Source organism: Bradyrhizobium sp. CCBAU 11361, from assembly GCF_028128935.1.
Lineage (GTDB): Bacteria > Pseudomonadota > Alphaproteobacteria > Rhizobiales > Xanthobacteraceae > Bradyrhizobium > Bradyrhizobium niftali.
Genome location: NZ_LBJZ01000169.1, coordinates 15,972 through 38,188 on the forward strand (window position 1 = coordinate 15,972; position 22,217 = coordinate 38,188).

The following is a 22,217-nucleotide window of genomic DNA, read 5'->3' on the forward strand; positions in this document are numbered from 1 at the left end:
GGGAGGCGTCATGAAGTTCGGCATCTTCTATGAGCTGCAACTGCCGCGGCCCTGGGTGGCGGGCGACGAGCTCAAGCTCTACCAGAACGCACTCTCGCAGATGGAACTCGCCGACAAGCTGGGCTACGACCATGCCTGGGTCGTCGAGCATCACTTCCTCGAGGAATATTCGCACTCGCCCTCGCCGGAATCGTTCCTGGCCGCGGCGAGCCAGCGCACGAAGAACATCCGGCTCGGCCACGGCATCCTCCAGCTCACCACCAACCATCCCGCGCGCGTTGCCGAGCGCGTCGCGGTGCTCGACCTGCTCTCCAATGGCCGCTGCGAATTCGGCATGGGCGAGAGCGCCTCCATCACCGAGCTCGAACCGTTCGGCCGCGACATGGAGACCAAGAAGGAGGTGTTCGAGGAGGCCGTCGCCGCAATCTTTCCGATGTTCAGGGACGCGGGCAGCGAGCACCACGGCAAGTATTTCGACATCCCCTTGCGCAACGTCGTGCCGAAGCCGGTGCAGAAGCCGCATCCGCCGCTGTGGATGGCCTGCTCGCAGCTGCCGACCATCGAGCGCGCCGGCCGCCACGGTTTTGGCGCGCTCGGCTTCCAGTTTGTCAGCGCCGACGCCGCCCATGCCTGGGTGCACGCCTATTACAACGCCATGACCAAGCGGCTGCACAAGCTTGCCGACTACGAGATCAACCCGAACATGGCGCTGGTGTCGTTCTTCATGTGCGCGAAGACGGATGAAGAGGCCCGCGCCCGCGCCGACGGCGCCACCTTCTTCCAGTTCGCGCTGCGCTTCTACGGCGCCGCGCAGAACCGCCAGCGGCCCGCGCCCTACACCGTCAACATGTGGGACGAGTACAACAAGTGGAAGCGCGACAATCCCGAGGCCCAGGAGGCCGCGCTGCGCGGCGGCCTGATCGGCTCCCCGGAGACGATCCGCAGGAAGCTCAAGCGCTTCCAGAGCTCGCATATCGACCAGGTGATCCTGCTCAACCAGGCCGGCAAGAACAGCCACGAGTACATCTGTGAATCGCTCGAATTGTTCGGCCGCGAGGTGATGCCGGAGTTCCAGAACGATCCGGCGCAGGCGGCGTGGAAGAGGGGCGTCATGAGCGGCGAGATCAAGCTCGAGGAGATCGACACCCAGGCCTTCACCGACCGTTACGGCAAGCTCGCCGTCAACGTCGCCCCGGCGAAGGTGGCGGCCGCGGGATAGGGGTGTACGTTTGACGTCGGCCATGCCTCTATTGGCGGCGCGGGGCCTCCGCATGGGGCTAATCGCCCACTCCCGCGCGCTGGCGCAACCCCTGCTGATCGATCAGCTCATCTAAATCCTTCGGTTGCAAAAGACCGTTAACCGTATGATGCGTTCAACATCCTGTTTGCGCGGAAGAATGCCGGTTGGGACCGCAATAGTCCGTACTTGATCTCCCCCAAGGGCTCTGTTTGGATATTTGCGTTCGCCAATTCGAATTTCGGGGAATCGCAGTGAACAAGAGAAGTGGATACCGTTGTTCATGACGGCTCGTGCACCGGAAAGCATCGCGACCGTCCACCGCACTGGCGTCGGCAATCGGTTGCTGGCAGCGTTGCCGCCGGCGGATCTCGGCTTGCTCACGCCCCACTTCCAGAAGGTTTCGTTCGAGCCCGATACCGTCCTGGTGCGGTCGGGCGATGAGCTCGACCCGGTTTACTTTCCCCACAGCGGGGCAATCGCCTTCATGCTCGATATGCCGGACGGGCAAACGGTTGCAACCACGTTGATCGGACGGGAAGGCGCTTTGGCCTCGTTCTCCGCGCTCGGCCCGTCGCTTTCATCCGTGACCGCGGTTGCTCGCGTGGCCGGCACGGCATCGCAAATCTCCGCCGCCAGGTTTCGGGCTGCCTATGCGCGAAGCGAGGCCATCAGGAATGTCGTGCAGGTCCACGTCCGCGCGTTGCTGTTGCAGCTCCAGCACGTTGCGGCCTGCAACGCGCTGCACCTTGTGGATGGCCGCATGGCGCGGTGGCTCCTGCAGCTCCACGACCGCGTTCCCAACGATCTCCTCCCGGTGACGCAGGAGGCGCTTGCGCAGTTGCTTGGAGTGCGGCGGACAACAGCGACGCTGACGATGAGCAAGCTGCGTGCGGCCGGCGCCGTCCCGTCCGACCGGCGCGGGTTTATCGAGATCGACCGGGTGCGGCTCGAGCGCGTTGCATGCGATTGTTATGCGCTCATGCAGGACAAGATCGATCGGATGTATTGCCAGGAATTGTCGGCGCCGCAGCCTGTCCTTGCGCCATTCCCGGAAACAACCGCGCGGTAGTCAGGGCGCATATGAGGTCCGCTGCGCCCCGTTCGCGAGGACTCACTCTGGACGGCTCGGCGTCCTCCGCGCTGGAGCAAGCTTGCGCCGTCGCGCCGCGATCTCATGCGGGCTCCCCCGTCCTGCTCGATCATGAACGGCGGGCTGCAACTGGGCCAGGCCCCGTCTTGCCTATCGCGTCCTTGAGACTGCGGGATGGGTTATCCAACTTGGGCGCAGCGTAGAACTCGAGTGGCTCTGCCACCTTGGCATGAGGCGGCAATACGTCCTCGTTGAACGCGTGCTCGCACTTGCGCAGAGCGACTGACATTTTCCGGTCTCCGCCAAGATCAAGTGGCCTGCCATTTCTCAGACCATGCTGCAGAGTGCGTCCGCGCACGCCGATATGCTGGACGGCCAGGCCGCTGGATTCGTCGATGTCACCGTCGATTGCGTCTGATGCCATGTCGTGCAATTTCCGTGTTGCGCGCGCGGATCGCCTCACTGCGCGGACAGCCATGAGTCGACCGCCGCAAGCCTACGCTGCCGTCCAGCCGCCATCGATCGCGAGATTGGCGCCGGTGATCTGCGCGGCTTCGTCACTGCACAGAAAAAGTGCGAGCGAAGCCACCTGTTCGACAGTGACAAATTCCTTGGTGGGTTGGGCCGCGAGCAGCACGTCGCTGATGACCTCATCTCTCCTCATCTTGCGTGCATTCATCGTGTTCGGGATCTGCTTTTCCACCAGCGGGGTCCAAACATACCCGGGGCTGATGCAGTTGCAGGTGATCTTCGAACGCGCAAGCTCCAGCGCGACGGTCTTGGTCAGGCCGGCGATCCCGTGCTTGGCTGCGACGTAGGCCGACTTGAACGGCGAAGCTACACGCGAATGCGCCGAAGCCGTCGTGATGATCCGGCCCCAGCCACGCTTCTTCATGCCCGGCACAGCCGCACGGATTGCATGGAATGCGGCGGATAGATTGATGGCGATGACCGCATCCCATTTCTCGAGCGGAAACTCTTCGATTGGAGAGACGTGCTGGACGCCGGCATTGTTGACGAGGATATCCACACCCCCGAACGTCGCTTCACCCAACGCGATCAGCCCGGCGATTTCGCTTGGCTTCGCCATGTCCGCGGGCGAATAGATCGCCTTGACGGCGAACTCGCTTTCGATTGCCAAGCGCTCCTTCTCGACATCGGCCGCCTCGCCCATTCCGTTTAGCACGATGTTTGCGCCGGCACCTGCGAAGGCGCGCGCACATGCGAGGCCGATGCCGCTCGTCGAGCCGGTCACGATCGCAGTTTTGCCCTTAATAACCATCTCAGTCACTTTGCTCCGTGTGTTGCGCCAGCTGGCGAAGCCTCGCGGTTCATGCGCCAGTTGGTTTTGTGGATTTCCGATCAGGTGACCAGACTTCGTTCTGAAGCCCGGAACGGACGTCGCGCTGGCTCTTGCAGATAGTCATGGGCCACTCTGCCAAGTCCCAGCGTGAGGTCTGCACGGATGTGAAGCGCCGAGACGATCTCCAGAACGGGCAGATCAGCGACCGGCGCCAAGGCGTGCGGTGTCAGGGAGAGAGCCGCGGGTCCGGTCCAGGCGCCCTTCAACGCGATCTGCTCGAGGCGATATTCAACGAGCTCGCAGATGCGCGGGCTGCCATCGACATGCGGGATGATCTTGAGCAGAAAATTCGGCTCCTCGAGCGCGGCCTTGACCTGGCCAAGATCGGCTTCGCGGTGCTTGTAGCCCATCGTGCCCGTCGCCACCCGCAAGGGCCCGTAGTCGAGCGTACCGATCAGCGTGTCGATCTCGGTCCGCAATGTCGGCTGGCCGAGCTTTTTCGGAAAGCCCCAGAGCTCGCGTCCCCCGGCAATCGGTCCTTCGTCGTTGAGGAACATGCAGTGGTTGTAGCCGCCCGTGTGGCCACGGAACGAGATCGGAATGACCTGGCCGCTTTCCGTGTAGTCGCCGAAGCCATTCGAATCCGGCATGCGGATGAATTCATACTTGACGAGCGGGTTGCGGTCATCGAGTTCCAGCGGTTCGGGCACCACAGCGCGCAGCCTTGCCGGGTCGGTGCGATAGGTGATGATCAGGTACTCGCGATCCACAAACCGATAGGGGCCTGGCGGATAGGCCGGGCTGGTGAGCGGCATCGCAAAGGCGCGCTTGCGCACATCGTTCTCACGCATGGGGTTCTCCGTGCATCAAATCAGCGCTCTATTCACGGCCATCGTGCTCCAGATCGAATGTGGAAACTCCGTCCGAGGTGACCGGGCGTGCGAGCACCTCGGGATGACGCAAGGTGCGAAGCGCATCGTGGTAGCCGGCGCGCCAATGGTCTTGCATCGAAAGGCGGGAGAACTCGTAGTCCTTGGAGTGGCCTTCGTGGTTGCGCGCCCGATAGATCAGGTGAACGATGTTGTAGACGTTGGGAGACACCGCAGTGTTCAGGAGCTTCACATCCTCGTGCTCCCTGAGTTCTTCGGGAATCCGGTCCAGGAGCGTCGTGAGCGCACGTCGCAGGCGCTGCACGTGCTTGAACTGGTCGGTGCTCGCGCGCGTTCGACTGGAATATTGAATTTCCTTCTGACGCGTGACGACCTCGGGCAGATTGCCCGGAAGCTGCCCCTTCGCGCTCCAGAGATCGACCTGAAACGCCAACATGTCCTGCGGCACACCCCCATCGATGACCCATTGCAGCGGCGTATTGGAGACAAGGCCGCCGTCCCAGTAATGCTCGCCCTCGATCTCCACGGCGGGGAAGCCCGGTGGCAGCGCGCCGCTTGCCATGATGTGCTCTGGGCGAATCGTGTGGGTGCTGTTGTCGAAATAGACGAAATTGCCTGTTCTCACGTTGACTGCTCCTGCACTGAACCGCGTCATCCCCGCGTTGATGCGATCGAAGTCAATCAGGCGCTCCAGCGTGCTCTTCAACGCGCCGGTGTCGTAGAAGCTGGTGGCTTCGGTCGTGCCGCCGGCGTGGAGCCATGGCAGGAGGGGGCGCGCGGAGAAGAACCCGTTTGCGCCGCATGCCGCGGCAAGGCCCGCGCTCATCTGGTTGAGGATATTGCGCGCATTCTCGTTGCGCGCATCGAGAAATGGGTTTCCGGCCCAGTCCCAAGGTGCAGTCGAAGTTACCTGCGTCCAGAAATCGCGCAGCCGATCAACACGCGACTCGGCCGGGTTGCCCGCGATGATCGCGGCATTGATCGCGCCGATGGAAATGCCGGCAACCCAATCGGGGTGGATGCCAGCTTCCGCCAGCGCCTCGTACACCCCCGCCTGGTAGGCGCCGAGAGCGCCGCCGCCTTGCAACAACAGGGCTATGCAATCGAATGGCAGCCGCCGTTGGGTGGCCGGCAGGTGTGATCGGGGCTGGAAATTCATGACTGGTCTTGCTCTCGGGTGTGGGATGATCGAGCCGGCATTGCGGAAGCCGCGATGACCGTTCGCTAAAACAAACTATACGGTGTAGTGTATATATCGTGCGCTAATGCGCAACTCACGAGATCGTGCTTCAGTGGCGCGTCGTCGTGGTTAGTGCTGAGTTGACCGCTGTCCGACCTTGGGTGGCTCGAGCATCACTTCCTTCAGGCGATCGCTGGTAGCGATGACGACCACGAAGTTGAGCTTGCCATCCTGTTTCACCAACCCGCCAGCGAGCGCCCGTCCGTCCGCCGCGCTTTCCGCGACCCGCACCGCGTCCGACAACTCCTGCTTGATCCACTTCAGGGCGATGATTTTGGCGAGGTCCGCGCGATCGAGTTCCTTGAGCGATGACGCGATCTCCGTTTGCGATACCCTTCCGGTGTTCGCATCTATGACATTCTCAAAGACCCGCTCGTTCTTGATCGTGCGCACGCGGTAGACCGGCGGACCGGATATCTCGAAGCTGATGTCTGCGGTCCTCGATCCATCGTGCAGACCCTCCGCAATCGCCATGGCCTGTCCGATCGGGACCTTCGTGGTGTGGAACTGCTCCAGCACGCGGCGAATGGCTGCCTCCTCGACGTTGCCCTGCGCGGTCGCGCTTTGCTGTTCGGCGTCGGCAGGTACCTGCGTGACACCGGCCAGAGCACCGGTGCCGGCGAGGGCCGCGGAACAAACGATCAGGGCAAACAGCTTCTTTGGCATCGCGCATAATCCTGTGATGTTCTTCATGATCGGTGGACTAGTTCGGCACGAAGGCGTACCGGCTGATCTGGAAGCCCGGATGCCGAGCAGATCGCCACAACTTTCGAGCCCGCGCCGGAGCGAGCTTGCGACGTCGCGCCGTGATCTCATGTAGCCTTCCGCCCCGCCCTGCTTGATCATGAACGGCGGGCTGTAACTGGGCCAGGCTTTCGCGAACGCGTAGATCGGCCGCCGCCGGGTTGCCGTCATCGTCACGCACAACGGCGTCGCCGACTTCAGTCTCCGGCAACTGCGCCTGGGCGATATCGTGCTCGGCGGGCGCCGGACGCTGTCCGAACCCGCTGGTGTCGATGACGGCCGCTTCGGGTCCCCTCCGCTCCGAGTGAATCCGGATCGGCGGCAACGCGGAATGCGAGTCCAAGAGCCGGCTCGGCGAAGGTGCGGGCAACACCCAGTCGGCCGCCAGAAGCAGGAGGAGCAGCGCGCCTCCCACCGAGAGAAAATACGCCCGCAGGGGTAGCTCGGGCTCGACGACGGCGCGCGCACGCGACAGCACAGACTTTCTGCTCACGGCCGCCAGCTCCCAGGCATGAAATGATTCCGTCTCATTTTCAAAAGCTCGTGGGCCGCGGGTGCCGGGACGCGCGTTCGGCGTCGAGATAGCCGCGCTCGTCGAGCCATTCGATCGGGCAGTAGGACATCGCCTTCGGGTCGATCATGTGCCCGTCGCGCTCGAGGGCCGCTCGCGTGCCGGTGAGTCCGCTCCAGACCGAAGAGCCGGTGGCCGGCTCCACGTCCATGACGTCGAACACTTCGATGAAGTTGAGCATGTCGAACGTCCAGGATGCTCACGCGGCGGGCGGGGAAGGGGGCTCGACGCCTTCAAGCGCGACGCCTCTGCGGACGAGTTCGGATTCGATCGCGTCGAAGATGGGTTCGACCGGCGCGAGCCACACCGTGACCCAGCAGATGATGCAATTGCGCGCAAGCAACAGCCCCGACGTCATGCGAGGCTCCTCCGGTTGGCCGCATGCCGCACCGGCGCGGCGTCGCCACCGGCGAGCGCGTGCACCCAGGCGAGCACCGAAATGGTGAGACCCAGCAGCAGGCTCACGCCCACCAGCGACACGGCCACCATCAGATTGAGCGACGCGACGGCAATCCCGGGCCAGGGATTTTCCCGCACGAGCGCCAGGAACAGGCTTGACATCTTCCGTCTCCTAAATAAACTACACCGTATATTTCATATACAACGCGGATCGCGGGATGTGTCAAGAGCCGAGACTCACAAGCCCGTGTTCGTCCTGGTCGGACGAGGGAGACTTCGGAGTGAGGCCAAGGGTCCCTTTGAAAGCAGATGCCTCAACTCGAGAAAGGATTCGATATGTTGAAGAACCGGTTGGTGCTCGCAGTGCTGGTGCTCTTTGCGTGGGACGCCGCTGCGTTCGCGCAGGAGGACCGCGGCACAGCTGAGCAGAGAGCGGCGTGCACTTCGGACGCGTTTCGCCTGTGCGCGGGCTACATCCCCGATCCCACTAATGTGGAAGCCTGTCTCAGGCAAAGAAAGTCGGACCTGAACGAAGCTTGCAGGGCCGTCTTCGACCATGCAGCCGCTGGAGCTTCGGTCAGGACCGTGGGATCGCGCCGATAGCGCGACGCCAGGAATGAGGAACGATCGTATGAACACAATATATGCTCCTGCTTTCGCCGCGTTCGGAGGTTCGGCCTTCGGAGCGATTTCCACGATCGTGACGGGATGGATGAGCCGGCGCCGCAGACTCCGCGAGCGCCATCACGCGCACGCGACGTCGAAGCGTGAAAAGCTCTATCGAAGCTTTATTGAGGAGGCGTCCCGACTTTACGCGGACGCGCTCACCAGCGACAAATCCGAGATCCCGGCATTGGTGAATTTGTATGCGCTTATCGGGCGCATGCGGATTCTGTCCGACGATGATGTGGTCCATGCCGCAGAGCGGGCAGGCCGGCTGATCATCGAGACCTACCTCGCACCGAACACGTCGTTCGTCGACCTGCCGGGCTTCTTGGAGGAGATGGATCCGTTGCGTGAATTCGGCGAGGCCTGTCGGCGTGAGATGCACGCGATTCCGTTGCGTTGAGGCCGAGCATGCTGAAGGCGCAGACGACCCGCCAGGCTTCATTGTTGTGCACGCGTGAACGCATTGTGCAGGCTGCAATCCGCTTGTACCGGGAGATCGGGTACCGAAAGACCACGGTTGCCGACGTCGCTCGCGACGCATCCATGTCTCCCGCAAATCTCTACCGGTTCTATCCCTCCCGCCGAGCGCTCGAAGAGGCCGTCGTGACGGCGCTGCTCGAGGAGGTGTCGGCGGCGGCCGCAAGTGCAGCGCGAAGCGGCCGCTCAAGCCTGGAGCGGCTGAATGCAGCGTTTGGTGCGGTCTCCCGGATGCATGAAGACCGGCTGGCAAACGATGTCCGATTGCACGAACTGGTGGTGGCTGCAGGACAGGCGAATTGGCTGGCCAGCCTGTCTCATGCGGATCGGCTTCGCGGCGTCGTGCGGTCGATCATCGCGGCTGGGCAGGTGAACGGGGAGTTCCGGGGCGGCAGCCCGATGGCGCTCGCCTGCTGTCTGCTGGACGCGATGGATGCTTACCTCAATCCCTCCCGTGTCAGGGCGACCGCGCTTCGGCCGGCGTTCGACGAGATGATGCGCTTTTGCGCGGGGGCGCTTGGCAACGCGGCGTTCGCTGGCCCGGCGCCTCCTCAACTCATCAACGTTCAGGCCGGCTTGCGCCATAAATCCACCTGTTGAGCCCAGCGCTAGCTCACGGCGTCCAGTCTGCCTCACAGGCCGCAAGGAAGAAGCCGACACGTTCGCGCATGAAGGACGGCAGCTCCCGTCTCAGCTCCTTCGGTGTCTCCCCGACCAGCGAACGAAACAGCATCGGCAACAGGATCAGATCCAGGAAGATCTGAGCGGTGGCAAGGCTTCGCTTGCCGCTGAAGGGCCCCTTGGGAGCGCGCACGAGCTTCTGCGTCGTTTCATTCAAGAGTTGGGAAACGGCATTGACGGAGCGATCGCGCGCGGCGTCGTGGACGTTGCGGCTCAACTCGGGAAAACGCTGCGCTTCGGCGATCGTGGCGCGAACCATGCCGAGCGATTCCTCGATGAGATTTTCCACGATGGTGGTGCCGAGGTTCGAGAGCTTGTCATGAAGGGTGCGGCCCTCGGGCTCGATGCCTTCGAAATCCGTCAGCCTGCTGATGGTGCGGGCCACCACCGCTGCGAACAGTGCCTCTTTGCCGGGGAAGTGCGCGTAGATGGTCGGCTTGCTCGCCGGCGCCAGCTCGGAGATGTCGTCGATGCTGGCACTACGATAGCCCTTCTCGAGAAAAAGCTGCTGGGCCGCGTCAAGGATCCGGACCTGGACGTCGCCGGCAAGGTCTTTGGGCGGTCTGCCCCGTTTCGGGGTGCTCTTCTTGGTCATCCGTCGATCCTCCAGTCACGAGTCTGTGCGCGCGCAGATCGCACTTGACATGGCGGGCCGGAAAAGGCAACAAAAAGAAAATATACGGTATAGTTTATTTAATCGCCACGACGTCCATCGGGACCAGCGGCGGCACCTCCCGGACAGTCGAGGCCGCAAACCTTGGCCCAGCGATCGTCCGGTCGACCTCAGGAGAGAGTGAATATGTCGTGCCCCGACCCGGACCGCCCACACCACGGCATCCTGCTGCGCGAGTTGCATCACAGGGTCGATAAAGGGATCGCCTCGGCGATCGATCTGGTCTCGGCCGCGGTCATCCGCGCCGACGGGGCGGAAGCCAAGGCCGCCTTGAGCGACGTTGTCGAGCTGCTGCACGGACATGCGGAGCTGCATCGGGCGCTGGCCATGCCCGAGGGCGATGTCCTCATCGATGCCGCGACTTACATTCGCAGGCTGGGCTGCGCCGTGCGCCAGTCCTTTCTGGACCGAATGGGGATCCGGCTGGCGCTCACCACCGAATCTCTCCCGCTTCAGCCAGAGCGGTGCGGACGGCTTGGCCTGATCGTCCACGACCTCATCGTCAACGCCGCGAAGCATGCGTATTTCGATGCGCGCTCCGGCGAGATCAAGGTCAAGTTGTCGCGCATCGGCTCGGTCGCGAACTGCGTGGTGCTGGACAACGGCTCGCGGCCGGCGCGGGCCTTGGGCCGGGAGTTCCAGATCAGCAATGATCTTGCGAAGGGGCTCGGCGGACGGATCGAGCACGGCTTCGCTGCCGAGTTCACATCCGTCGTGGTCTCGTTTCATTTGAGCGAGCGGGAGCGGCAGGCAAGCTGGTCGATGGCGACGCGGCGCATGAGGTCGCCGCGCCGGCTGAAGACCAGCGCGCCCGTGACACCCGGCTCCGGCCTCTCGGAGCAGATCGAGCGTTCCTTGCGGGCGCGCGAACGGGCGACGCTCGGCACGGGCCCGGACGTCCTGGGCAATTTCCTGTCACCCTCTCACCACACGGACGCGCTATGAACCCGCGCTATTCGAACCTCCCCAAAATCGGTCGAACCGAGCGCTTGCTGAAGCCTCTCGGCGGCCTGGCCCTCGCGCTTATTGCTGCCGCGCTCGGCGGCTGCGACGATCACGCCACCGTTCCTTCCGCGCGCGCCGCTGTCGTGCGCACGGAAATCGTGCAGCCGAGGGATCGGCAATCCTCGATTACCTTGACCGGTGAGGTGCAGGCCCGCTTTCGGGCGGATCTCTCGTTCCGCGTCAGCGGGCGCGTCCTCGCGCGCTATGTCGATGTCGGGATCCACGTGAAGGCCGGCGAAGTGCTGGCCATTCTCGACCCGGCCGAGCAGGAGGCCGATGTCGACGCCGCCACCGCCGCCGTTCTCGCCGCAGAATCCCAGCTGCGCGTCGCAAAGGCGACTTTCGATCGGCAGACGGCGCTGATCGCAAGCGGCTTCACCACGCGCACGGCCTACGACCAGGCGCAGGAAGGGTTGCGAACCACCGAAGGCGTGCTTGAAGCGGCAAGAGCGCAACTCGGAACCGCGAAGGATGTGCTCGGCTATACCGCGCTGCGAGCCGAAGCCGACGGCGTCGTCACCGCACGCAGTCTGGAATCCGGTCAAGTCGTACAGGCTGCCCAGCCGGTATTTTCGCTGGCGCAGGACGGGGAGCGAGACGTCGTCTTTGACGTCTATGAGTCCATTTTCCTCGGAACTGCCGACCGAAGCAGCGTTTCGTTGATGCTGATCTCCGATGCGACCGTGACTGCAAGCGGCGAGGTTCGGGAGGTTTCGCCGGCCGTCGACGCCAGGAGCTCGACCATTCGGGTCAAGGTAGCGATCAAGGACCCGCCTGCCGCGATGACGCTTGGAAGCCCCGTCGCGGGGACTGTGAGAGTGACGGCCGAGCGGCAGATCGCATTGCCCTGGCGTGCATTGATGGCGGCGGGCACCAGCCCTGCGGTCTGGACCGTCGATCCGGTGACGCGGACCGCCTCGCTGAAGCCGGTGACAGTCGGTGGCTACGAGGCCGGAGAAGTATTGATCAAGGCAGGTCTCGATCCGGGCGAGCGCGTCGTCGTCGATGGCGGCAAGCTTTTGAGCGTGGGCCAGCTCGTGACTTATGAAGGAGAACCCTCGTGACGGGTCGCGCAATGATCGTGGCGGGTCCGCTTGCATGCGCGCTCGCGCTTGCCGGATGCCAGCAGGAGACAAAGGCGCCCGAGGCCGTGCGGCCCGTCCAATCGCTGCTTCTCGCAGCGGACCACGCGGACGATGCCGTTGCGGTGGGCATTATCGAGCCGCGCTACAAAACCAATCTCGGCTTCCGCGTGCTGGGACGACTGATCACGCGTCCCGTCTACGTCGGTGATCTCGTGAGTGAAGGACAGACGGTCGGAACGATTGACTCGACCGCCCTCGAGCTTGCCGTTCGTGCCTCCAAAGGCCAGCTTGCCAAGGCCGAGGCGCAGTTCGCGACCGCGCGCGCGACCGAGGAACGGCAGCGAACGCTCATCACCACCGATGCAACCACGAGGCAGACGCTGGATAACGCCGAGCAGGCGCGTGCCGGCGCCGAAGCGACGGTTGCGCGCGAGCAGGCAAATCTGACCAAGGCGATCGAGCAGCTCGGCTATTCGCAGATCAAGGCCGACTTCGCCGGTGTGGTCACTGCGGTCGGTGCGGACGTCGGCCAGGTGGTGTCGCCCGGGCAAAGCGTGGTGACGATCGCAAGGCCCGATATCCGCGAAGCGGTCGTCGATATCGGACCGGACTTTCCGCTGCCGCTGGAGGTCGGTCTGGCGTTCACGGTCAGCCTGCAGCTCCTGCCGGCGGTTCAAGTGGAAGGCAGCGTGCGCGAGATTACGCCGCAAGCCGATCCGGTAACGCGCCTGCGGCGGGTCCGCATTGCGCTCAGCAATCCGCCTGACAGCTTCCGGCTCGGCGCGACCGTCACGGCGAAGCTCGGCAGGCAGCAAGGCCCGGTTCTCCAACTGCCTGCGTCGGCGCTGCTCGCCAGGGATGGCGCCAATTTCGTCTGGATCGTCAATCAGCCCGCCAGCACGGTGTCGCTGCAAAGGATCGATGTGGTGGCTGGCCAAACCGGGGCGCGCGTCACCGGTGGACTTGCTCCTGGCGCACGCGTCGTCACCGCCGGGGTCCACAGTCTCAAGCAAGGACAGCAAGTCCGCATCGAACAGGATCAGCAGCCATGAAGTCGTTCAATCTCTCCGACTGGGCGCTCAGTCATCGCTCGCTCGTCTGGTATTTCATGATCGCCTTCATGGCGGCGGGGCTTTTTGCCTATCTCCAGCTGGGACGGCAGGAAGACCCCGACTTCACCATCAAGACCATGGTCGTCCAGGCGCAGTGGCCGGGTGCGTCACCCGAGGAGATGACGCGCCAGATCACCGACCGGATCGAGAAGAAGCTCGAGGAGCTGGAGTCGCTCGATTACACCAAGAGCGTGACGGTTGCGGGCCAGACCACCGTCTTCGTCTATCTGCGCGACAGCACCAAGGCTGCCGACGTGAAGCCGACCTGGATTCGTGTTCGCAACATGATCGCTGATATCAAGGGCGACTTCCCGCAAGGGGTGATCGGGCCCGGTTTCAACGATCGCTTCGGCGACGTGTTCGGCAACATCTATGCCTTCACCAGCGACGGCCTGAGCCAGCGTCAGCTGCGCGATCATGTGGAGGACATCCGTGCCAAGGTCCTGACTGTGCCCGATGTCGGCAAGGTGGACATCCTGGGCGCACAGGACGAGGTGATCTATCTCGAATTCTCCACCCGCAAGATCGCGGCCCTTGGCCTCGACGTTCACGCGATCATGAGCTCCTTGCAGGGGCAGAATGCGGTCACCCCATCCGGCGTATTCCAGGAGGGGCCTGAGCGGATCAGCGTACGCGTGAACGGCCAGTTCACGTCAGAGGCAAGTCTGAAGGCGGTCAATCTGCGCATCAACGACCGCTTCTTTCCCCTGACCGACGTCGCAACCGTCAAGCGCGGTTATGCCGATCCGGCCAAGACCCTGTTCAGGTATAACGGGGAGCCGGCGATCGCCCTTGCCATCGGCATGAAGTCCGGTGCGAATCTGCTGCACTTCGGCGAGGCGCTGAAGGAGGAGATGTCGAGAATTACTGCCGACTTGCCGGTCGGCGTCGGCGTTCACCTCGTCGCCGATCAGCCCGTCGTTGTCGAGCATGCCGTGTCCGGCTTCACCGAGGCGCTGTTCGAGGCCGTGATCATCGTTCTCGGCATCAGCTTTCTCAGCCTGGGCATGCGCGCCGGCCTCGTCGTGGCGATCGCGATTCCGCTGGTTCTCGCCATCACCTTCGTCGTGATGGCCTATGCCGGCATTTCGCTGCAGCGAATTTCGCTTGGCGCCCTGATCATCGCGCTCGGCCTGCTGGTCGATGATGCCATGATTGCCGTCGAGATGATGGTCGCGCGGCTCGAGGTCGGCGATCCCCTGGAAAAGGCGGCAACGCACGTCTACACCTCGACCGCCTTTCCCATGCTGACCGGAACGCTGGTGACCGTGGCCGGCTTCATTCCGATCGGGCTCAATAGCAGCAATGCGGGCGAGTTCACCTTCACGCTGTTCGTGGTGATCGCCGTCTCGCTGATCGTCTCGTGGATCGTGGCGGTGCTGTTCACGCCTTTGCTCGGCGTCACCATCCTGCCCGCCAGGATGACGGGCCATCATGGGCAGAAGGGGCGCGTGGCGCAGTTGTTCGCCCGTCTCCTGCTCTTCTGCATGCATCGCCGCTGGACGACGATCGGCGTTACGGTTGCAGCCTTTCTGCTGGCGCTGTTCGGCATGAATTTCGTGCAACAGCAATTCTTCCCGTCCTCGGATCGCGCCGAGCTCGTGGTCGACTGGAATTTGCCGCAGAACGCATCCATTGCCGATACCAACGCGCAGATGGCGCGCTTCGAGCGCGAACAGCTCCAGGGCAACAATTCGGTCGACCACTGGTCGTCCTATGTCGGCACCGGCTCGCCGCGCTTCGTCCTGTCCTTCGACGTGCAGACCGCCAACACCTGGTTCGGCCAGATGGTGGTCGTGACCAAGGGCGGCATCAAGGCCCGCGACCAGGTCAAGGTGCAGTTCGAGGACTACCTGAAGAAGACGTTCCCCGGCACCGACACCTACGTCAAGCTGCTCGAGGTCGGCCCCCCGGTGGGGCGTCCCGTGCAGTATCGCCTGAGTGGGCCCGACATCGCCAAGGTGCGAGACCTCTCGCAGAAGCTTGCCGGCATCGTGCGGGGCAGCCCCGATCTCGGCAATGTCGTGTTCGACTGGATGGAGCCGGCCCGCGTCGTCAAGGTGGACGTTCTCCAGGACAAGGCGCGCCAGCTCGGCGTCACCTCGGAGGACATTGCCACCACCTTGAACTCCGTGCTCGAGGGCACGCCGATCACCCAGGTGCGCGACAGCATCTATCTCGTCAATGTCACGGGACGTGCGACGGCGCCGGAGCGTGCCTCCATCGACACCCTGCGCGACCTGCAATTGACCGGGCTCGGCGGCCAAGCCGTGCCGCTCGGTGCCGTGGCCAATCTGCGTTACGAGCTCGAGCAGCCGACGATCTGGCGGCGCGCGCGGATCCCCACCATCACGTTGAAGGCCGGCATCGTCGGTAACGTGCAGCCCAAGACGATCGTGGACGAGCTCGCGCCGAAAGTCGCGGAGTTTACCAAGGCGCTGCCGGCCGGCTATTCGGTGAAGATCGGCGGGTCCGTCGAGGAGAGCGCCAAGAGCCAGGCGCCGATCGTTGCCGTCGTTCCGCTCATGCTCTCCGTCATGGCGACGGTGCTGATGATCCAGTTGCAGAGCTTCCATCGCCTGGTCCTGGTGTTCGCGGTCGCGCCGCTGGCCGTGATCGGCGTCGTCATGGCGCTGCTGCCGAGCGGTGCTCCGCTCGGCTTCGTCGCCATCCTCGGCGTGCTCGCCCTGATCGGCATCCTTGTCCGAAATTCGGTGATCCTGATCGTGCAGATCGAGGATCTCAGGAAGGAGGGGCGACCAGCCTGGGACGCGGTGGTGGAAGCGACCGAGCATCGTATGCGGCCAATTCTGTTGACGGCGGCCGCGGCAAGCCTGGCGCTGATTCCGATCGCGCGCGAGATCTTCTGGGGCCCAATGGCCTACGCGATGATGGGCGGCATCATCGTTGGCACGTTGCTGACGCTGCTGTTCCTGCCCGCACTGTATGTGGCCTGGTTCCGCATTCACCCGGATCCCGACGATCACTCGTCCACGCACGAGCCCGCCGCGCCTGCGCACGACACGCCAGCCACGGAGGCGATCTCCGTATCCAAGCCCGTGCCAGTTCTCGAAACACAGATCTAAACAGGAGAAAAGACTATGTCCCACAAGATACTTCCAATGCTGCCGCTTACCGCAGCGCTAGCAATCATGACGTTGTCTTCCAATGCAGCGTTCGCGCAGTTCCCTCCGCCGCCCCCGATGGCCGGGCCTCCGCCGATTGCGGCCGGCGGGCCGCCTCCGATGGCAGCCGGAGGTCCTGCGGCCTTCGCAGCGCGTCCTCCGATGGGACCTGGCGGTGCGCCACGTGCCGGCCTCGGCGGCCCGGCGCCTCGTCTCGGTGCCGGAGCTGCACCGCGGGGTGCCCTCGCAGGGGCCGGGCGGGGCGGACCGGCGGTGGCGAACGCAGCGCGTGCCACATCGGTGACCTACAACCGCGTCGGAGGCTACGGCCGCTACGGTGGAGCCCGATACGGCTATCGCGGCGCCGCGTATGCGGCCAGCGCTTACGCCGGAGCCGTTGCCGGCTACGCCTATGGGCACGACACCTCTTCCGATGGCGATTGCGCCTACGTCTACCGACGATACAGGCGCGTCCTGGTCTGCAATTAGCCCTCGCGATCCCGCGCAGGACTGACTTCATCCCGGGAGTACCGTGCCGAAACCAAAACGATGGAGAAACAACATGAAAAAGATGCTCGCCGGCACGCTGGGCATTGTCGTATTGGCAGGCGCGGCCTGCCTGGAGCCAACTGAGCCGGTCGCGGCACATGATTACGCATTCTGTCGCCAGGATGCGTCGTCCGGCATGCGGTCGTGTGACTTCGAGACGATGGAGCAGTGCCTCGCCATGATCTCCGGGCGTGGTGGCTCGTGCACGCGCGATCCCTACGTGACCCAATCGGGCCAATCCTACGCCTATGCGCCGAAGCGGGACGGTCGTCCGCACCGCTGACATGTCGGCGAGAGCCGGCGGAATGCATTCTGGCGCGCTATCGCGCCAGGCGTAGCCGGATTTCTTCCGCAGAAGGCCTGTTGCTGATATCGTCCGCCAAAAGAGCTTCGACGGAGGAAACGATGCGGCCCCACGGGATGGGTGGTGGCGGAGTAGGGCGTGTACTCCCCTAGATCAATGCTTTGCTGGACGCGTCTTTTGCCGCCGATTGTCCGCCAGCGTCATAGCGCCGGCAGCCACCAGGACAATGACGATGACCATGGCAAGCGCCTCCACCGAGGCTAGGGTGTCGTACCAGCTGTTCCAAAGCTCAAGCATGCGCTGGCCTCCATCTGAGCGGGCGTCCACCAGCGATAAAATACGCTCTGTCGAAAGGACGTGCCTTCACGCACGGGGACAATGCTACGTTTCGTCGCGCGCGTTTTGATCGCGCGGCAACATGACCTATGCCCGGCGCCCGAATATCGAGCGAATGTAGGTTCCGGTCGCCGTGCACTGAGATCGCCCGCGGCTATGCCGAAGATGTTGGCCGACTGTGAAGTAGCTTACATCCCGTGTTCTCGGCCCGGGCTAATGTCGCGGAAGCTTCTTGCTTTGAAGGAGGCATCCAATGCTCGCAGCAATCAAATGGAACTCCCGATACAACGCTCGCGAATGGGGGATGAAGGTTGGGATGCTCGCCGTCCAACTCCGTGCACTGAATGCAAATCGGCAGAAGGGCGAAAGCAAGCCGAGGCGGCCACCCTGGAAACACTTCGACGACACCCATCATTGGGACACAGCCGCGGAGGAATGGGTCCCCAACAATGATCGGTGATCAGGCTTCAAGATCCCTTTCGCTGATGGACCTGCCGAGCGGTGCGGTCACGTACAAGCAGCTGGATCGGGATGTGCGTTGGGACTTCCCGAATGAGTGACGCCGCGGCGCTCCGCCGAAGGGGCGTAGCGCTGCGACGCCGGGCCGGGACCCGGAGGCGGCCTGGTAACGGCCAGCTTCCGGCACGCCGCCCTTGCTGATACTCTCCGCCAAAAGACGTTTGGCGGAGGATAACGATGCGGGCCCACGGGATGGCCTCGAATGTAGCGGCTGGCGATGTCACGCCCGCGGTGCTCGCCATCGGCCGGCCGGATTTTCCGGAAGTGCTCATCGAGACGCTGCGCCGGCAGGCGGCCGTCGGCCATTGCATGGTGTTTTCGCTGAGCCGCGCGGGCGCCGCGCACTGCCTGCTCGACGCCGGCAACATCCCGATCGGCGCGGACCTCGGTGCGGCCTATGCCGGACAGTTCCATGAATCCGATCCCAATCGCGATGCGATGTTCGAGGGCGAGGGCGGCGCGTCGATCATGCTGCCGGCCTTCGCACCGCGCATGTATGGCGCGCGCTACCGCAAGATCTTCTTCCAGGATTCCGGCATCGTCGACAAATGCGCGACCGCAATCTGGGTCGATGACACCTGCTTCTACGTCAATTTCTATCGTATCGCCGCGCAGGGCCGCTTCAGCGACGCCCAGCGCGAGCGTCTCCGGGCGATCGCACCTGCGATCGGGGCGAGCGTCGCACGCCACTTTCAGCGCAGTGCAACGCCCGATCAGTCGCTCGCCGCGCTGTTCGCGACGCGCACGCCGCTCGCTAGCCTCACGCCGCGCGAGCGGGAGGTTTGCCGTCGCATCCTCGAAGGCTTCAGCTCCGAAGCGATCTCGCAAGCGCTCGGCATCAGCGTGCATTCAACGCTGACCTACCGCAAGCGCGCCTATGGACGGCTCGGCATCTCCTCGCAGAGCGAGCTGTTTGCGATCGTGCTGCGCCTGCTCGCCGGCCCGAGCGGCCTGAACTAAGGGGTACTCTTAGGTCCGCGATCTCGGCTTCCAAGAGCAAAGCGGACACGCGGCCAGCCCGCCGGGATCGTCGCCTTTTTGACCCATTTCAGACTTCGAGGGGAGGGCTTGCTGGCAGTTGCGCGCTCCACTAACTCGAAATGGGTAGTTTCCTCAACGAACCCAATGCGCGATAAGCCGATGCCGATGCCGATCGGCATCGGCAGAGAGTTTGCCCTCGTGAACCAAGCACGCGCCATCTCTTCGTCCGTCGGCAGACTGCGATGATCAATCCGATCTGAGCGCATCTCGCCGAGTTTTGCATTGTCGCGCCGATCGGTCGTAGGGGTCTCGATCAACCGCTTGGTAAACGGGAAAGTAGCGATCTTCGATCTTTATCAGGGAGATCAAAAGATCAGTCATGATGGACAATCCAACTGCCTGGTTCAGGCGTCGACGATGTCCGATCCACGATCGCTAACGCCGCAGATAAATTTCCGCCGAGGCGCCAGGTATGCCGGCGGCCTGGTCGCGATTGGAGTGATCTATTTCGTCCTGGCAAAAGGCGGCCTCGCTCTCGCCTCTGTTCATCCCAGTGCAACGCCAATTTGGCCACCGACGGGTCTCGCGCTGGCGGCGGTGCTGTTGTGGGGATATCGGACCTGGCCCGCGATCTTCATTGCAGCGGTGATCGCCAATGCGACCACCGCCGGCTCCGTTGCCACCGCAATTGCGATTGCGACCGGCAACACTCTTGAGGCCGTTGTTGGCGCTTATCTGGTCAATCGATGGTCGCGCGGACGTCATACGTTTTCGAGGCCAAATTCCGTCGCGAAGTTTGCTCTGATCTGCATCGTGATCGCGACGCCGATCAGCGCCAGCATTGGACTGACCAGCCTGGCGACCGCCGGGTACATCGATCGGACCAATTTCGCGGATGCCTGGGTCACATGGTGGCTGGGAGATGTGACCGGCGCGCTGGTCATTGCCCCCGTTATCGTGCTTTGGGCATCAAGCCACGACCATGCTTTCAACCGCGATGATTTCATGGAGACGGTCGGCGTCCTCGCAACAGCGGCGGCCGTTGGACTCATTGCTTTCAGTCCCCTGATCGCGCAAACGCCGGGCAGAGATCCACTGGGTTTTCTCGCGATCCTGCCAATGTTGTGGGCGGCGCTGCGCCGCGGCCCACGTGACACCGCAACGGTTGCGCTGGTGCTTGCCGGCATCACGGTCTGGGGGACGCTCACGGGCGGCGGCCCCTTCACGACGGCGGACCTCAACGTTTCATTCCTGCTGGTGTTGATGTTCCTGATCAGCATTACGGTTCCGAGCTTGTTACTGAGCGCCGACGTCGAGGTCCGCAAGAGGGGGGAGAAACGTCTGCGCCGCGCGCAGGTCGAACTCGAACGGAAGGTCGCGGAGCGTACGCAGGAGCTCGAGCTCGCCAATGCAGCAAAATCGCGCTTCCTTGCCATGGCAAGCCACGATTTGCGGCAGCCGTTGCATGCACTGGGCTTGTTCATTGCCCAGCTGCGCATGCCGCTCAGATCGGGGGAACGGACAAGGACGATCGAGCTGGTCGATGCGACGCGCAAGGAAATGGATGAAATGCTCAATTCGTTGCTGGATATGTCCAAGCTGGATGCTGGAATCCTCATCCCCACAATTACCGAATTCCCGATCGCGCGCCTGTTGCAAAAAATTGAGACGACGTTTGATCAGGCAACGCGAGAAACGGGCTTGCGTCTACGCGTCAGGCGAAGCGACGCCTGGGTGCGGAGCGACGCCATGCTGCTCGAACGCATACTGCTCAATTTGGTATCCAACGCTGTGCGCTATACGTTGCGGGGTGGGATCATTGTCGGCTGTCGCCGCCGCGGTCAAATGTTGCGCATCGAAGTATGGGATAGTGGTCCCGGCATTCCCGAGGATCAGAAGCAGAATATCTTTGGCGAGTTCATTCAACTGGCCGCCCGAGACCGGAGCCGGTACGGCAGCATGGGGCTCGGCTTGGCTATTGTCGACAGGCTTCGCCTGCTTCTCAACCATCCAATCGACTTGGCTTCGACCGTGGGCCGAGGTTCGCGATTCGCGATCCTGGTTCCGATGGCCGATGAACGCGACACATCCGCCGAGCCCGTCGACTCTCCCCACCCCGCGGCCTTTGCAGTCGAAGGCAAGGTCGTTCTTGTTATTGCTGATGCTCCAATTGTCCAGGAGGGAACGGGCGGATTGCTGGGCAGATGGGGATACACCGCCCTTACCACCGCATCCGACGAGGCGGCACTGATCCGACTTGCGGAGCGCCAACAGCGCCCCGATCTCATCATCTCGGATTATCACCTTGCGAATGGAAAGACCGGGATCCGAGCCATTGAAAAACTCAATGCGGCGTTTGGTTCATCCATTCCCGCTATTCTCATCAGCGGCGATACGGCACCTGAACCAGCACGCGAGGTCAAGGATAGAGGATACATTTTGCTCCACAAGCCTGTCGACCCGATGCGGCTCCGCGCTGTCGTGCACGAGCTCTTGATGGATCATGACGATGGGAGGGATACCCGGGCGGCTTCATGACTCGGATTTCGACGGCGATTCCCAGCCCATTTTTCCTACTTTTATGACTGCCTCGGTGCGGCTCGTCACGCTGAGCGCCTTGAGAACGACCGTGATGTGGTTTTTCACTGTCGGCACTGCCATGTTGAGCGTCTTGGCAATGATCTTGTTGCTTTTTCCCTTCATCAGGAGCGCAAGCACTTCGATCTGCCGATCGGTCAATCCGAGACCCCTGAGAAAGTCGGGCGTCGCTGGTTCATTCGTAAGCCGCGGAGACGGTGTTTCCTCCAGAATTTCAGAGGGAATGTAAATACCGCCGGAGAACACCAACTCAATGGCGTTGAGCATGACCTCGCGTTCGGTCGTTTTAGGGATGAAACCCAGCGCGCCGAGTTTGAAAGCGCGCTTGACCGTGTCTTGATCATTCGAGGACGAAAGAATGATGATAGCAATGGTCGGATAGCTGTCTCGCAGTTCGCGGAGGACGGAGAAGCCATCTCTGTCGGGCAAATTGATATCAAGCAAGATGAGGCTGATGTCGGGATGTTCCTCGACTATGTCCACTGCCTGACGGCTGCTCGAAGCTTCAAATATGACGGCTTCTCGCTTCAGCTGTCTCAGCACGGCGCATAACGCCTCGCGTATCAATGCATGATCGTCAACAATAAGGACTTTCATGAAAAGCTCTCCGTCATCCTGTGGCGCGG

The 22,217-nt window shown here is 62.9% G+C and carries 24 protein-coding genes; 12 read left to right on the forward strand and 12 right to left on the reverse strand.

From position 1 onward, the window contains the following. The first annotated feature begins 10 nt into the window (after window positions 1-10). Together XI08_RS17735 and XI08_RS17740 are read left to right on the forward strand one after the other, a co-directional pair. Window positions 11-1,219: an LLM class flavin-dependent oxidoreductase gene (locus XI08_RS17735; RefSeq protein WP_271575371.1), complete on the forward strand. Its 1,209-nt coding sequence runs from the start codon at window positions 11-13 to the stop codon at window positions 1,217-1,219. Window positions 1,220-1,520: 301 nt separating this feature from the next. After that, on the forward strand, window positions 1,521-2,309 hold the full coding sequence (locus XI08_RS17740) for a Crp/Fnr family transcriptional regulator (RefSeq protein WP_271575372.1): 789 nt from the start codon (window positions 1,521-1,523) through the stop codon (window positions 2,307-2,309). A gap of 130 nt (window positions 2,310-2,439) precedes the next feature. Here XI08_RS17740 and XI08_RS17745 read toward each other — a convergent pair whose 3' ends face one another. From XI08_RS17745 to XI08_RS17785, 9 genes are all read right to left on the reverse strand, one after another. After that, the gene (locus tag XI08_RS17745; protein WP_271575373.1) at window positions 2,440-2,754 is read right to left on the reverse strand and encodes a hypothetical protein; all 315 of its coding nucleotides are present in this window, start codon (window positions 2,752-2,754) and stop codon (window positions 2,440-2,442) included. Between the two features lie 72 nt (window positions 2,755-2,826). Then, entirely contained in the window at window positions 2,827-3,612 is a 786-nt protein-coding gene (locus XI08_RS17750; RefSeq protein ID WP_271575374.1) for a 3-hydroxybutyrate dehydrogenase, read from the reverse strand. Window positions 3,613-3,692: 80 nt separating this feature from the next. After that, complete coding sequence (locus XI08_RS17755) at window positions 3,693-4,484, reverse strand: acetoacetate decarboxylase (RefSeq protein ID WP_271575375.1); 792 nt, start codon at window positions 4,482-4,484, stop codon at window positions 3,693-3,695. Window positions 4,485-4,512: 28 nt separating this feature from the next. Beyond that, window positions 4,513-5,682 carry a DUF3734 domain-containing protein gene (locus XI08_RS17760; RefSeq protein WP_271575376.1) on the reverse strand — a complete coding sequence of 390 codons (1,170 nt, stop codon included), beginning with the start codon at window positions 5,680-5,682 and terminating at the stop codon, window positions 4,513-4,515. Window positions 5,683-5,832: 150 nt separating this feature from the next. Next, on the reverse strand, window positions 5,833-6,429 hold the full coding sequence (locus XI08_RS17765; RefSeq protein WP_271575377.1) for a PepSY domain-containing protein: 597 nt from the start codon (window positions 6,427-6,429) through the stop codon (window positions 5,833-5,835). Between the two features lie 37 nt (window positions 6,430-6,466). Beyond that, complete coding sequence (locus XI08_RS17770; protein ID WP_271575378.1) at window positions 6,467-6,985, reverse strand: hypothetical protein; 519 nt, start codon at window positions 6,983-6,985, stop codon at window positions 6,467-6,469. A 55-nt stretch (window positions 6,986-7,040) separates the two neighbouring features. After that, complete coding sequence (locus XI08_RS17775) at window positions 7,041-7,259, reverse strand: hypothetical protein (RefSeq protein WP_271575379.1); 219 nt, start codon at window positions 7,257-7,259, stop codon at window positions 7,041-7,043. Between the two features lie 18 nt (window positions 7,260-7,277). After that, window positions 7,278-7,436: a hypothetical protein gene (locus tag XI08_RS17780; RefSeq protein WP_198033754.1), complete on the reverse strand. Its 159-nt coding sequence runs from the start codon at window positions 7,434-7,436 to the stop codon at window positions 7,278-7,280. Continuing rightward, window positions 7,433-7,639 carry a hypothetical protein gene (locus XI08_RS17785; protein ID WP_271575380.1) on the reverse strand — a complete coding sequence of 69 codons (207 nt, stop codon included), beginning with the start codon at window positions 7,637-7,639 and terminating at the stop codon, window positions 7,433-7,435. Before XI08_RS17785 ends, XI08_RS17780 begins: the two co-directional genes overlap by 4 nt. 469 nt (window positions 7,640-8,108) lie before the next feature. On the opposite strand from XI08_RS17785, the gene XI08_RS17790 reads away from it, so the two are divergent. Together XI08_RS17790 and XI08_RS17795 are read left to right on the forward strand one after the other, a co-directional pair. Continuing rightward, window positions 8,109-8,546: a hypothetical protein gene (locus XI08_RS17790; RefSeq protein ID WP_271575381.1), complete on the forward strand. Its 438-nt coding sequence runs from the start codon at window positions 8,109-8,111 to the stop codon at window positions 8,544-8,546. Window positions 8,547-8,554: 8 nt separating this feature from the next. Then, window positions 8,555-9,223 (forward strand): TetR/AcrR family transcriptional regulator, encoded by a 669-nt coding sequence (locus XI08_RS17795; RefSeq protein ID WP_271575382.1) that lies wholly within the window; start codon window positions 8,555-8,557, stop codon window positions 9,221-9,223. A 13-nt stretch (window positions 9,224-9,236) separates the two neighbouring features. On the opposite strand, the gene XI08_RS17800 is transcribed toward XI08_RS17795, so the two are convergent. Further along, on the reverse strand, window positions 9,237-9,899 hold the full coding sequence (locus XI08_RS17800; RefSeq protein WP_027544949.1) for a TetR/AcrR family transcriptional regulator: 663 nt from the start codon (window positions 9,897-9,899) through the stop codon (window positions 9,237-9,239). A gap of 162 nt (window positions 9,900-10,061) precedes the next feature. Between XI08_RS17800 and XI08_RS17805 the strand changes: the two genes are divergently transcribed. The 6 genes from XI08_RS17805 to XI08_RS17830 all read left to right on the forward strand — a co-directional run bounded on the left by XI08_RS17805 (window position 10,062) and on the right by XI08_RS17830 (window position 17,136). Beyond that, window positions 10,062-10,922, forward strand: coding sequence for a sensor histidine kinase (locus tag XI08_RS17805; protein WP_271575383.1), 861 nt, complete (start codon window positions 10,062-10,064; stop codon window positions 10,920-10,922). Beyond that, window positions 10,919-12,046, forward strand: coding sequence for an efflux RND transporter periplasmic adaptor subunit (locus XI08_RS17810; RefSeq protein ID WP_271575384.1), 1,128 nt, complete (start codon window positions 10,919-10,921; stop codon window positions 12,044-12,046). The genes XI08_RS17805 and XI08_RS17810 overlap by 4 nt, the downstream gene beginning before the upstream one ends. Continuing rightward, window positions 12,043-13,119, forward strand: a complete 1,077-nt coding sequence (locus tag XI08_RS17815; RefSeq protein ID WP_271575385.1) for an efflux RND transporter periplasmic adaptor subunit — start codon at window positions 12,043-12,045, stop codon at window positions 13,117-13,119. The genes XI08_RS17810 and XI08_RS17815 overlap by 4 nt, the downstream gene beginning before the upstream one ends. Next, window positions 13,116-16,265 carry an efflux RND transporter permease subunit gene (locus XI08_RS17820; RefSeq protein WP_271575386.1) on the forward strand — a complete coding sequence of 1,050 codons (3,150 nt, stop codon included), beginning with the start codon at window positions 13,116-13,118 and terminating at the stop codon, window positions 16,263-16,265. The genes XI08_RS17815 and XI08_RS17820 overlap by 4 nt, the downstream gene beginning before the upstream one ends. Before the next feature lie 312 nt (window positions 16,266-16,577). Beyond that, the gene (locus tag XI08_RS17825) at window positions 16,578-16,793 is read left to right on the forward strand and encodes a hypothetical protein (protein WP_271575387.1); all 216 of its coding nucleotides are present in this window, start codon (window positions 16,578-16,580) and stop codon (window positions 16,791-16,793) included. 73 nt (window positions 16,794-16,866) lie between these two features. After that, window positions 16,867-17,136, forward strand: a complete 270-nt coding sequence (locus tag XI08_RS17830; protein ID WP_025575509.1) for a DUF3551 domain-containing protein — start codon at window positions 16,867-16,869, stop codon at window positions 17,134-17,136. Between the two features lie 174 nt (window positions 17,137-17,310). On the opposite strand, the gene XI08_RS17835 is transcribed toward XI08_RS17830, so the two are convergent. Further along, entirely contained in the window at window positions 17,311-17,454 is a 144-nt protein-coding gene (locus XI08_RS17835) for a hypothetical protein (protein ID WP_156936898.1), read from the reverse strand. 735 nt (window positions 17,455-18,189) lie between these two features. Here XI08_RS17835 and XI08_RS17840 point away from each other — a divergent pair. Next, window positions 18,190-18,972 carry a helix-turn-helix transcriptional regulator gene (locus XI08_RS17840; protein WP_271575388.1) on the forward strand — a complete coding sequence of 261 codons (783 nt, stop codon included), beginning with the start codon at window positions 18,190-18,192 and terminating at the stop codon, window positions 18,970-18,972. 303 nt (window positions 18,973-19,275) lie between these two features. After that, window positions 19,276-21,531 carry an MASE1 domain-containing protein gene (locus tag XI08_RS17845; protein ID WP_271575389.1) on the forward strand — a complete coding sequence of 752 codons (2,256 nt, stop codon included), beginning with the start codon at window positions 19,276-19,278 and terminating at the stop codon, window positions 21,529-21,531. Here the strand turns inward: XI08_RS17845 and XI08_RS17850 are convergent. Then, the gene (locus tag XI08_RS17850) at window positions 21,526-22,188 is read right to left on the reverse strand and encodes a response regulator transcription factor (protein WP_271575390.1); all 663 of its coding nucleotides are present in this window, start codon (window positions 22,186-22,188) and stop codon (window positions 21,526-21,528) included. The two genes, XI08_RS17845 and XI08_RS17850, sit on opposite strands and share 6 nt — an antisense overlap. Window positions 22,189-22,217: the final 29 nt, after the last annotated feature.